The following is an 11,700-nucleotide window of genomic DNA, read 5'->3' as shown; positions in this document are numbered from 1 at the left end:
CCTGTGCCACGGCGTCGGCCCCTCCGCATCCGCGGGAACCCGCCGGCTGCCGGCCGAGGCCGTCTCCGTTCCGCCGCGAGGACACGGCCGCCGCTCGCCGCCGAGGCCGTGGGCGGGCGAACCCGGCGGTCATCGGGGAACGTGGACCACATGACTCCTTCGCAGACCCCGGACCCGGATCCGGAACCCCGCGAGACCACAGGGCTGGAGCCCGGCGGCGGAGTGCCGCCCGGAGAGACCCCGCCCGGCGAGAGCAGCATGTCGGGGGCGGGGCCCCAGGACACCACGTACAACCCGCCGAAGGGCTGGGCGAAGGCCCCGATGGCGATGATCACCATCGTGACACTCCTCGTCGCGGCGTTCTTCCTGGTGTACGCGATCATCCTGCTGCTCTGACGAGGGGGAGGGACGACCCGAACGGCCGAACCCGCCCGGTGCGGGAAGGCCGTGTCCGTGCGCCCGCACGGGCGGCTCGCCCTGCCGGGTGCATCAACCTCGCATAACTTGATGAAACGGCGCATACGTACACGTTCCGAAGGAGTCGACGCACGTGACGGACGTATCGAACAGGGGCCCCGCCGCCGGGAACGAGCGGGAGACGCTCACCAACCGGCAGGGCCATCCCGTCCACGACAACCAGAACCAGCGCACCGTCGGCGCCCGCGGCCCGGCCACGCTGGAGAACTACCAGTTCCTGGAGAAGATCAGCCACTTCGACCGCGAGCGCATCCCCGAGCGCGTCGTGCACGCCCGGGGTGTGACCGCGTACGGCTGGTTCGAGGCGTACGGCGCCTTCGGTGACGAGCCCATCGCCCGCTTCACCCGCGCCAAGCTCTTCCAGGAACGAGGCAAGCGCACGGATGTCGCGGTGCGCTTCTCGACCGTCATCGGCGGCCGGGACTCCTCCGAGGCGGCGCGCGACCCGCGCGGTTTCGCGGTGAAGTTCTACACCGAGGACGGCAACTGGGACCTCGTCGGCAACAACCTGGGGATCTTCTTCATCCGGGACGCGATCAAGTTCCCCGACGTGATCCACGCGCTCAAGCCGGACCCCGTCACGTTCGAGCAGCAGCCCCGGCGCATCTTCGACTTCATGTCGCAGACGCCCGAGTCCATGCACATGCTGGTCAACCTCTTCAGCCCGCGCGGCATCCCGGCGGACTACCGCCATATGCAGGGCTTCGGCGTCAACACGTACAAGTGGGTCAACGAGGCCGGCGAGTCGTTCCTCGTGAAGTACCACTGGATGCCCAAGGCGGGCGTGCGCAGCATGACCGAGGAGGACGCCGCCAACGTGCAGGCCGACAGCCTCGGCCACGCCACGAAGGACCTGTACGAGGCGGTGGGGCGCGGAGCCCACCCGGAGTGGGAGCTGCTCGTCCAGGTGATGGACGACCACGACCATCCGGAGCTGGACTTCGACCCGCTGGACGACACCAAGACCTGGCCCGAGCAGGACTTCCCGCCCAAGGCGGTCGGCCGGATGGTCCTCGACCGGATGCCGGAGAACTACTTCGCGGAGAACGACCAGATCTCCTTCGGCACCGGTGTGCTGGTGGACGGGCTCGACTTCTCCGACGACAAGATGCTGGTGGGCCGCACCTTCTCGTACAGCGACACCCAGCGCTACCGCGTCGGGCCCAACTACCTGCAACTGCCGGTCAACCAGGCCAAGAACGCCCCCGTGCGCACCAACCAGCGCGACGGCCTGATGACGTACCACGTGGACGGCGGCGGCGGGAACCCGATCGTCAACTACGAGCCGTCCATCACGGGCGGCCTGCGTGAGGCGCCGTACCCCGCGCACGACGAGGTGGGCCCCGAGGTGCGCGGCCGGCTCACGCGCAGGCGCATCCCCCGGACCAACGACTACCTCCAGGCCGGGCAGCGCTACCTCCTGATGGAGCAGTGGGAGCGCGACGACCTCGTGCGCAACCTCGTGGACCTGCTCGCGCAGTGCGACCGGCCGGTCCAGGAGCGGATGGTCTGGCACTTCCTGCTCGTCGAGAACGAACTGGGCCTCAAGATCGGCGAAGGTCTCCGCATCACCCCGGCGGACGTCAAGGGCATGGAGCCGCTGCCCGGCCAGACCCTCACCGACGAGGACCGGCAGCGCCTCTCCCGCCTGGGCGACAACCCGCCGCGCGACGTCACCGGTCTGACCATGACCCACTGCGTCCCCGACGAGCGCCACGTCGTCACCCGCTGACGCGACCGGCCCTCCCGCGCGTCCGCCGCGGGAGGGCCGGCCGGGTGCGGTCAGCGCTTCAGCGTGAGCAGACCGGGGCGGTAGGGGAGGAGACCGTAGTCACCGCCGGACTGCGGGCTGCGGCCCTGGTAGAGCAGCTGCAGGTTGCAGGGGTCGACGGTCATGGTCTGGTCGGGGCCGGTGCGGATCAGTTCGCCGTGGCTGATGTCGTTGGTCCAGGTGGCGCCGCTGTTGGCCTTGCCGGCGAAGGGGTTGCTCTCGGTCGCGGCCTGCGGCGTCCACGAGCCGTTGAGGCTGGTGGCCGTGAACGAACGGAAGTAGCGGCCCTGGGAGCCGATCGCCTCGACCATCATGAGGTAGCGGTTCTGGCCCGCCAGCTTGTACACCTGCGGGGCCTCGAACAGGTTGTTCGTCGAGTCGCTCATGACCACGGTCGAGGACGAGCCGAAGCTGCCCGGGAAGTTCCCGATCGGCATGCTCGCCCGGTAGATCTTGCCGTTGTCACCGGCGAAGAACAGGTACATGTTCGTCCCGTCCCCGATGAGCGTCTGGTCGATCGGTCCCGTGCCGGAGCCGCTGATGCTCCCCGAGAAGAGGGTCTGCGGGGCCGACCAGCCGTTCGCGTTGGTGGGGTCGTTCGACGTCCGGTACGAGAAGGCGGTCGCGCCCCACTGGTAGGTGAGCACCCAGATGTTCTTCGGCGCGAAGTAGAAGAGCGTGGGTGCCACGGTTCCGGAGGACATCGCGTTCTGCCCGGCCGACGCCATGTCCGACCAGTTGGTGAACGGGGTGAAGTTCATGGACCCCCAGCTCGACCCCGTGTCGTGCGTCGTGGCGTAGACGAGCTGCTTGCCGTTGTACGGGACGACGGTGAAGTCCTTCAGCGAGGCCCATCCGGACCTCGGCTGCGCCAGCGCGCCCGTGGAGCTCCACTGGTACGAGGACGGGAGCTCACACGTACCGGTGCCCGGGTTCTCGTCGCCGACCTTCACCAGCTTCCACTGCTGGTTGGCGCCGCCCCAGTCGTCGTACTGAACGACATTCGCCCCGTCGGCGGTGGAGGCACCCTGTACTTCGAGGGCCTTGCCGCTGTGGCGTGAGATCAGCCGCACGTAGCCGTCACTGCTGTCGGCCAGCCGCCACTGCTGGTTGGTGGCGTTCAGGTCGGTCCACTGGACGATCGAGCCGCCGTTCGCGGTCGACCAGTTGTAGACGTCGAGCACCTTGCCCGAGTGGCGGGACCTGACGCGGTAGTAGCCGTCCCCGGAATCGACGAACTGCCACTGCTGCTGGGCCTGGTCGTTGCGGGACCACTGGGTGATGCGGGCACCGTCACCGGTCGCCAGGTTGTAGACGTCCAGCGCCTTGCCGCTGGTGCGGTTGACCAGGACGTACGAGGCGTTGGAGTCGACGGTCGCGGCGGCCGCGGGCTCGGCGCCGAGGAACGTGGCGACGAGCAACAGGGGTGCCAGGACGGCGAGCAGGCGTCCTCTGCGGAAGGGGAACGGAAGGCGGAAACGCATCTGGGGACCTCCTGGAAGCAGGGATGCGAGGGGCACGGACAGCGCCGAAATATTTCGAACGGGGCCCGGCGTGTGGTGCCACAAGCTAGAAATGTTAGCGCTCACAGTCAAGGTGTTCGGCGGATTCTCTCGCAGAAGACTCGACTTCGGTGGTTTCGAAATGTTTCGAGCGTGGATCGGAAACATTCTCGGTGCGAGGTATTGACGATCCACTGTCAAACCCTCAATCATCCGTTCCGAGGCGGGCCGTGCGGTCCGCCGCGCTTCGGTCCTTCCCCGATCCCCCCTACCGAGGAGGCACAGCCATGGGCTTCTACGCCCTTCCGAGATCCGCTCTCAGCCGGCCATTCCGCGCGCTGCTCCCGGCGCTGCTCGTCGGCGTCCTGGGCGCGTCCGCCGCGCTGGTCGCACCGTCGGACGCGCACGCCGCAGAGAGCACGCTCGGCGCCGCCGCCGCGCAGAGCGGGCGCTACTTCGGCACCGCCATCGCCTCGGGCAAGCTCGGCGACTCGGCGTACACCTCCATCGCCTCCCGCGAGTTCAACATGGTGACCGCCGAGAACGAGATGAAGATCGACGCGACCGAGCCCCAGCGGGGTCAGTTCAACTTCAGCTCGGGCGACCGCGTGTACAACTGGGCGGTGCAGAACGGGAAGAAGGTGCGGGGCCACACCCTGGCCTGGCACTCCCAGCAGCCCGGCTGGATGCAGAGCCTCAGCGGCAGCACTCTGCGCCAGGCGATGATCGACCACATCAATGGCGTGATGGGCCACTACAAGGGCAAGATCGCCCAGTGGGATGTCGTGAACGAGGCGTTCGCCGACGGAAGTTCTGGTGCCCGCCGGGACTCCAACCTGCAGCGCAGCGGCAACGACTGGATCGAGGTCGCCTTCCGCACCGCGCGCGCCGCCGACCCGAGCGCGAAGCTCTGCTACAACGACTACAACGTCGAGAACTGGACCTGGGCGAAGACCCAGGCGATGTACAACATGGTCAAGGACTTCAAGCAGCGCGGCGTCCCGATCGACTGCGTCGGCTTCCAGTCGCACTTCAACAGCGGCAGCCCGTACAACAGCAACTTCCGCACCACGCTGCAGAACTTCGCCGCCCTCGGCGTGGACGTCGCCATCACCGAACTCGACATCCAGGGCGCCTCGGGCTCGACCTACGCCAGCGTCGTCAACGACTGTCTGGCCGTCTCGCGCTGCCTCGGCATCACCGTCTGGGGCGTACGCGACAGCGACTCCTGGCGGTCCAGCGACACACCGCTGCTGTTCAACAACGACGGCAGCAAGAAGGCCGCCTACACCTCCGTCCTGAACGCGCTGAACAGCGGCTCGTCCACCGATCCAGGTGACGGCGGCGAGGAGGGCGGACAGAGCGGACAGCTCAAGGGCGTCGGCTCCGGCCGCTGCGTGGACGTGCCCAACTCCAGCACGTCGGACGGCACCGCCGTCCAGCTGTACGACTGCCACACCGCCACCAACCAGAAGTGGGAGCAGACCGCCGCCGGTGAGCTGCGGGTCTACGGCAACAAGTGCCTGGACGCCGCGGGCAGCGGCAACGGCTCCAAGATCCAGATCTACAGCTGCTGGGGCGGCGACAACCAGAAGTGGCGCCTCAACTCCGACGGGACCATCGTCGGCGTCCAGTCCGGCCTCTGCCTCGACGCCGTGGGAGCCGGCACCGCCAACGGCACTCAGCTCCAGCTCTACTCCTGCGGAAGCGGCAGCAACCAGCGCTGGACGCTGTCGTCCTGACACGGCCGACCGCTGTCCTCCTCCCCGGCCAGGACAGCGCTGACCGTCCGGAGGGCCGCCGCCGTCACGGCCCCCCCCCGCCCGCGGTTCCGGCTTCGTGAAACCGACGGACGAGCGAGAACCCGACTCCGCCCGGACCCGCGCCGCGGCGCCCGGAACGGTCGAAGGGAAGACCTTTCACGTGCACATGTACCACAACCCGGTCATCAGCGGGTTCCACCCCGATCCGAGCGTCTGCCGGGTCGGTGACGACTACTACCTGGTGTGCTCCAGCTTCGAGTACTTCCCCGGGTTGCCGCTCCACCACAGCAAGGACCTCGTGCACTGGGAGCACATCGGCAACGTCCTCGACCGGCCCGGTCAACTCCCCCTGCCCCTCCCCGGAGCCAAGGCATCCGGAGGTCTGTACGCCCCCACCATCCGGCACCACGGCGGCCGCTACTGGGTCGCCAACACCAACATCGACGGCGGCGGGAACTTCATCGTCTCCGCGGAGCGGCCCGAAGGGCCGTGGAGCGACCCCGTGTGGATGGACCTGACCGGGATCGACCCCGACCTCGCGTGGGAGGAGGACGGCACCTGCTGGTGCGCCTTCTCCGGTCCCGCCGGGGGCATCAACATGGCCAGGATCGACCCGGTCACGGGCGAGGTGCTGGAGGGGCCCCTCCCCACGTGGTCGGGCAGCGGTCTCAAGTTCCCCGAGGCACCCCACCTCTACCGCATCGGCGACTGGTGGTACCTGCTGATCGCGGAAGGCGGCACCGAACGCGGCCACAGCGTGTCCGTCGCCCGCAGCCGCTCCCCGCGCGGCCCCTGGGAGGGCGCACCCGCCAACCCGCTGCTGTCCCACAGCGGGACCGGCCGCCCCATCCAGAACACCGGCCACGGGGACCTGGTGGAGGCTCCTGACGGCAGTTGGTGGATGGTGCTGCTCGGCGTCCGCCCCCGTGGCTTCACCCCCGACGTGCACGTTCTCGGGCGCGAGACGTACCTGACGCCCGTGGAGTGGGACGAAGAGGGCTGGCCCGTGGTCGCCCCCGTGCCCGAGAGCCACGCGGCCCCGGCCGGCGCCTGGCACCCCGTCCCCGTTCCGCCCGTCCGCGACGACTTCGACGGGCCCGCTCTCGCCCCGCACTGGATCTCGCCGTTCGCCCGCCCCCGGACATCCTGGTCACTCGCCGAGCGCCCCGGCCTGCTCGTCCTCAGGGCGACCGGTCCCACCCTCGACCGCCCGGGGTACACCTTCGTCGGCCGTCGCCAGCAGCACCACGACTGCCGGGTCACCGCCCTGATCGACCCCGGAACGGGCCGCGGCGGACTCTGCGTGCGCCTGGACGAGGCCCACCACTACGAGGTGGAGGCCGGGGACGGCGAGGTCTCCGTCGTCGCCCGCATCGGACCCCTGCGCCAGACCGTGGCCCGCAGGCCGGCCCCCGCCGGGCCGTTGCGCCTCACCGTGACGATCCGCACCCACGACCTCGTGCCCGCGTCGCCCCACCTCACGGACGGCGGCACCACGGGCCCCGACACCATCGCCTTCTGGCTCGGCGATCCCGAGGCGCCGGACGCCCTGCCGCTCGCCGAACTGGACGGACGTTACCTGTCCACCGAGGTCGCCTGCGGCTTCACCGGCCGGGTGATCGGCATGTACGCCACCCGGGGCGCGGTGGCGTTCGACTGGTACGAGTACGTCCCGGCGGCCCCGCAGCCGTCCGTATGAGGCCCGCACGCGGACGCCGCACCTCGGGCTGTGTCCGTACACGGATCGCCCGCCCAGAGCGCCGCTCGGCCCGCGAAAGGCGCCCTGGCCGGTTGGGCTAACCTTTTCCCATGCCGCCTCGACCAGCCGGATCGCGTCCCACCTTGTCCCTGGTGGCCAAGACCGCCGGTACGAGCGTCCCCACGGTTTCCAAGGTGCTGCGAGGCGGAACGGACGTCTCGGCGGAGACCCGCGTGAAGGTCATGGAAGCCGTGCAGGCCGTCGGCTACACCCGCCGGGCCGGGTCCAAGAGCGAGAAGGGGCGGGACGACGGCGGCGGGCTGTCCCAGGTGCTCGACCTGGTGGTCACCCACTTCGAGGGATCGTGGGCGAACCTGCTGATAGCCGGTGTCGGACGTGAAGCGGCGGCAGCGGGGCTCGACGTCGTCCTGACCCTCGCGCAGCCGCAGGGCGACTGGGTGTCGCGGCTGCTGAGGAGACGCACCATGGGTGTGATAGGCACGCTGGTCGATCCCGCCTCACAGCAGCTCGGCGCACTCTTCGCCGCGGGCGTTCCCGTCGTACTCATCGACCCCACGAGCACACCCCCCTCCGGGGTGGCGAGCGTCGGAGTGGCCAACTGGGAAGGCGGCCGCATGGCCGGCGAACACCTGGTGTCGCTCGGGCACGAGCGGATGGGAGTGGTCGCGGGACATGCCCGCCACCTCTTCAGCAGGGCGCGCGTCGACGGTTTCCGTGCGGCCGCCGACACCACGACCGCCGGCACTGCCACGGTTTCGGTGGCCCACGGTGCGTGGAACCGGGCGAAGGCGGCGACCGCCACCCACGCCCTGCTCGACGGTGATCCGGGGATCACCGGAATCTTCGCCTGCGCCGACTCCATGGCACTGGGCGTCTACGACGCACTGGCGGCCCGGGGCCTGCGGATCCCCGGGGACATCAGCGTCATCGGCTTCGACGACCTGCCCGAGGCGCAGTACATCACCCCCGGTCTGACGACCGTCAGACAGCCGAGCACCGAGTTGGGCGCCGCAGCCGTCAAGCTGCTCATCGAGCTCTCCCGGGGCGAGGACGGGGGCGTCCGGTCACCGGCACGCATGGAACTGGCCACGGAGCTCGTCGTCCGGGCCTCCACCGGTCCCGTCCCGGCGGTCGTGCCGTCGCCCCGCTGACCCGGGCGGGCCGGTGGCCCCGGCCCGGGTCAGGACGGTGCGGGCGCCACGACCTGCAGGACGAGGCGGCTCGGACGGGCGGTGCCATGACGGATCGTGTGCACCGCGACGACGGGCTCCGCCGCCTGCCCGGCCGGGTCGAAGGCATTGCGTCCGACGTCCCAGCGCGGTGACGAACCCGGGGCGACGTCGACGCGCACCCGGTGGCCCGGCAGGAACGTGTGCGCCGTCGACCAGAGATCGATCACGAACTCGTGATCCCGGCCCGGCTCCAACGGCCCTCTCCCGCCCACGCCCGTGACCGGGTCCACGAACCGTGCCGACCCGCGCTGCACACCGTCGGTGACGACGCGACTGATGCCGTCCGGACCCTCGTCGCACAGCCGTACGATCAGGTCCGCGTCATTCCCCGTGGTCGTGAGGTGGACGACGGCGCGGACCGCGCCCATCACGGTGAGTTCCCCGGTGAGCGGCGCGGTGCGCCAGGAGACCACATCCCGGCGCGCCTCGACCGCCGCCTGATCGGCGGGCCCTGCCCCGAACGGTCCGAAGAGGAGCACCGCTCCGCCGCACGTGGGCACGGGGCACGCCGGATCGCTCGTCAGCCGCCGTTCGCCGGCCCCGGCGGCCTCCGTCGTCAGCGCGCCTTCCTCGTTCAGGTACAGCTCCAGCGTCCGCGTGCCGGGCGGAGGGAACTCCTCCAGGTCGATCCACCGGTTCGTGCCCATGAGGAACACCCGCACCGGCGGCAGGTCCGCCGGGGCGGCGCGCAGCGTGGCGCCGAACCACAGCACGTGCTGGGTGGTGAGGTCGCCGTGGCCGCCGAGAGCGTCGGCGGACGCCGCCGGTCCGAAGTCCGCTCCGGCGGCGCGGCCCGAGAAGTCGTCGTGCGTCCAGGGGCCGATCAGAAGGCGGGGGGCCGGCCCGCCGTCGTCCTTCGCACGGCGCAGCAGCCGCCGGTGGAGTTCCAGGGTCGAGCCGAGGAAGACGTCGAACCATCCGCCGATCAGGAAGACCGGTACGTCCACCGCGTCGATCCGGTCGACGACCTTCCCCTCGCGATGACGCTCCGACCCCAGCGGTTCACGCAGCAGCTCCAGACCCCACGCGACGATCCCCTCCGCGTCCTGCCCGGTGTGCGGGGCCGCGGCCCGGAACGCGGAACGGTCCGTGACCGCCCGCTCGGTGGCCTCCCACCGTTCCCTCTCGGCCTCCCGCTCGGGTGCGGAACCGATACGCGCGATCAGGTCCGGGGCGATCGCGTAGTGGGTCCACGCCAGGGTGCTGCCGATCTCCGGCACCCCGCCCCGGAATCGGAACCCGTCGAGTGCCGACAGCGCCGGCGTCATGGCCGGGGCGATCGCCCGCAGCGCCGGTGCGCCTCCGAGCAGGGCGGCGAACTGGGTGTCCGAGGCGTAGGAGGCGCCCCACATCCCGACGGTGCCGTCGCACTCGGGAAGCGCCGAGAGCCACGCCACGGTGTCCGCGCCGTCGTCGACCTCCTGCGCACAGGGGACGAACAACCCTTCGGAACCGTAGCGGCCCCGGACGTCCTGGAGCGCGACGAGGTAACCGGCGGCGGCGAGCCGCCCGACATCGAGCATCCCCTCGCGCTCCTCACGGGCGGCGTCGTAGGGGTGGCGGGTCAGCAGAGCCGGCCAGGGTCCGGGTCCGTGCGGAATGAGCAGCAGGGTGCGCAGGCGCGTCCCGTCGCGCAACGTGCACGTCGTCTCGCGGCGTTCGGCGACCGGATCGGTTCCACGGAAGCCGGTCTGCCCTTGAGCCGCGCTCGTGCCGTCGCTCACCGCAGGGCGACCGCCGTCCAGGAGGTCGGCGGCAGCTCGATGGTGAGCAGGCCGTCGGCGAGTTTCGCGCTGGTGTTCGCCGCCGGGGTCACCCGGTCCTGGTGGGCGAGCGTGTTCCTGGCGTACACGTCGGGGTCCGCGAGGGTCACCGCCTCGGCGATGCGCGAGCAGTCGAGGCCGCGCACGTCCACCGTGACCTCGGCCGCCTCCGCGATGTCGCGGTTGACGAGGAAGACCGCGGCCCTGCCCTCGTCGACGGTCGCGACGGCGTCGATGACGGATGCCTCACCATAGCGAGCCGTTTCGTACACCGGCGCGTCGATCAGGGGGCGGAGCACCTCGCCACTGGCCAGCCGGCTCGTGATCGAGAACGGATAGAAGGTCGTCTGCCGCCAGGCCGGGCCGCCGGGCTCCGTCATGATCGGTGCGATCACGTTGACGAGCTGGGCCAGGGACGCCGAGGTGACACGGTCGCTGCGGCGCAGAAGTGTCATCAGCAGGTTGCCGACGACGACGGCGTCCGCAACGGTGTAGGTGTCCTCCAGGAGACGCGGCGCGTGCTGCCACTCGGCGTGGATCTTGTCGGATTCCTGGTGCTCCTTGAGGTACCAGACGTTCCACTCGTCGAAGGAGACGCCGATCTTCTTGGACGAGCGCTTCTTGTGCCCCACGTGGTCGGCGGTCGCGACGACGGTGTCGATGAAGTAGTCCATGTCGGTCGCCGAGGCGAGGAAGGAGCCGAGGTCGCCGTCGTGCTCCTGGTAGTACGCGTGGCAGGAGACGTAGTCGACGTGGTCGTAGCTGTGCTCCAGTACGGTGCGTTCCCAGTCGCCGAAGGTCGGCATGGCCGATCCGGAGGAGCCGCAGACGACGAGTTCGAGGTTCTTGTCGGCCCGCTTCATGGCGGCGGCGGTGCGGGCCGCCAGCTTGCCGTAGTCGTCCGCCGTCATGAACCCGGTCTGCCAGGGCCCGTCCATCTCGTTGCCGAGGCACCACATGCGCACGTCGTGCGGTTCCGGAGTGCCATGGGCGACGCGCAGGTCCGACAACGTCGTGCCGGACGGGTGGTTGGCGTACTCGAGCAGGTCGAGTGCGGGCAGGATGCCCCGGGTGGCGACGTTGACGGCCAGCATCAACTCGGAGCCGGTGAGCCTGAGCCATCCGGCGAACTCGTCCAGACCCACCTGGTTGGATTCGAGTGAACGCCAGGCGAGGTCGCGGCGCACCGGCCGCTTCTCGCGCGGGCCGACCGAGTCCTCCCAGCGGAACCCGGAGACGAAGTTGCCGCCCGGGTAGCGGATGGTCGTGCTGCCGAGTTCCCGGACGAGGCCGACGACGTCCATGCGGAATCCGTCCGCGTTGGCGCTCGGGTGGTCCGGTTCGTAGAGACCGGTGTACACGCAACGGCCGAGGTGCTCGACGAACGAGCCGAAGGTGCGGCGCTGGACAGGGGCGATGACGGCCTGCCTGTCGAGTTCTATGTGGGCGCGGGGCAATGCGGCGGTCCTTTC

Annotated in this window: 8 protein-coding genes; 5 read left to right on the top strand and 3 right to left on the bottom strand. The window is 70.2% G+C overall.

Translation table 11 applies throughout. The annotated features are described in order from the left end of the window. The first annotated feature begins 150 nt into the window (after positions 1–150). Together ACN6LM_RS29750 and ACN6LM_RS29745 are read left to right on the top strand one after the other, a co-directional pair. Entirely contained in the window at positions 151–396 is a 246-nt protein-coding gene (locus tag ACN6LM_RS29750; protein WP_445068474.1) for a DUF6480 family protein, read from the top strand. 154 nt (positions 397–550) lie between these two features. After that, positions 551–2,209: a catalase gene (locus tag ACN6LM_RS29745; RefSeq protein ID WP_445068473.1), complete on the top strand. Its 1,659-nt coding sequence runs from the start codon at positions 551–553 to the stop codon at positions 2,207–2,209. 50 nt (positions 2,210–2,259) lie between these two features. On the opposite strand, the gene ACN6LM_RS29740 is transcribed toward ACN6LM_RS29745, so the two are convergent. Next, positions 2,260–3,732, bottom strand: coding sequence for a non-reducing end alpha-L-arabinofuranosidase family hydrolase (locus tag ACN6LM_RS29740; protein WP_445068472.1), 1,473 nt, complete (start codon positions 3,730–3,732; stop codon positions 2,260–2,262). A gap of 305 nt (positions 3,733–4,037) precedes the next feature. On the opposite strand from ACN6LM_RS29740, the gene ACN6LM_RS29735 reads away from it, so the two are divergent. The 3 genes from ACN6LM_RS29735 (at position 4,038) to ACN6LM_RS29725 (ending at position 8,384) form a co-directional block, all read left to right on the top strand. Next, on the top strand, positions 4,038–5,492 hold the full coding sequence (locus ACN6LM_RS29735; protein WP_445068471.1) for an endo-1,4-beta-xylanase: 1,455 nt from the start codon (positions 4,038–4,040) through the stop codon (positions 5,490–5,492). A gap of 187 nt (positions 5,493–5,679) precedes the next feature. Next, entirely contained in the window at positions 5,680–7,212 is a 1,533-nt protein-coding gene (locus ACN6LM_RS29730) for a glycoside hydrolase family 43 protein (RefSeq protein ID WP_445068476.1), read from the top strand. Between the two features lie 110 nt (positions 7,213–7,322). Continuing rightward, the gene (locus ACN6LM_RS29725) at positions 7,323–8,384 is read left to right on the top strand and encodes a LacI family DNA-binding transcriptional regulator (protein WP_445068470.1); all 1,062 of its coding nucleotides are present in this window, start codon (positions 7,323–7,325) and stop codon (positions 8,382–8,384) included. A gap of 29 nt (positions 8,385–8,413) precedes the next feature. Here the strand turns inward: ACN6LM_RS29725 and ACN6LM_RS29720 are convergent, their stop codons facing one another. Then, positions 8,414–10,189, bottom strand: a complete 1,776-nt coding sequence (locus tag ACN6LM_RS29720; RefSeq protein WP_445068469.1) for a CocE/NonD family hydrolase — start codon at positions 10,187–10,189, stop codon at positions 8,414–8,416. Next, entirely contained in the window at positions 10,186–11,685 is a 1,500-nt protein-coding gene (gene arfA / locus ACN6LM_RS29715; RefSeq protein ID WP_445068468.1) for an arabinosylfuranosidase ArfA, read from the bottom strand. Before arfA ends, ACN6LM_RS29720 begins: the two co-directional genes overlap by 4 nt. Positions 11,686–11,700: the final 15 nt, after the last annotated feature.

The organism is Streptomyces sp. SAS_281 (genome assembly GCF_052542855.1).
This window is presented reverse-complemented; position numbering and strand designations above follow the sequence as displayed.

Excerpts from the sequence above, each read along its gene's own strand:
- ACN6LM_RS29725 (WP_445068470.1), top strand. The coding sequence starts at position 7,323 with ATGCCGCCTCGACCAGCCGGATCGCGTCCCACCTTGTCCCTGGTGGCC.
- ACN6LM_RS29740 (WP_445068472.1), bottom strand. The coding sequence starts at position 3,732 with ATGCGTTTCCGCCTTCCGTTCCCCTTCCGCAGAGGACGCCTGCTCGCC.
- ACN6LM_RS29730 (WP_445068476.1), top strand. The coding sequence starts at position 5,680 with ATGTACCACAACCCGGTCATCAGCGGGTTCCACCCCGATCCGAGCGTC.
- ACN6LM_RS29735 (WP_445068471.1), top strand. The coding sequence starts at position 4,038 with ATGGGCTTCTACGCCCTTCCGAGATCCGCTCTCAGCCGGCCATTCCGC.
- ACN6LM_RS29750 (WP_445068474.1), top strand. The coding sequence starts at position 151 with ATGACTCCTTCGCAGACCCCGGACCCGGATCCGGAACCCCGCGAGACC.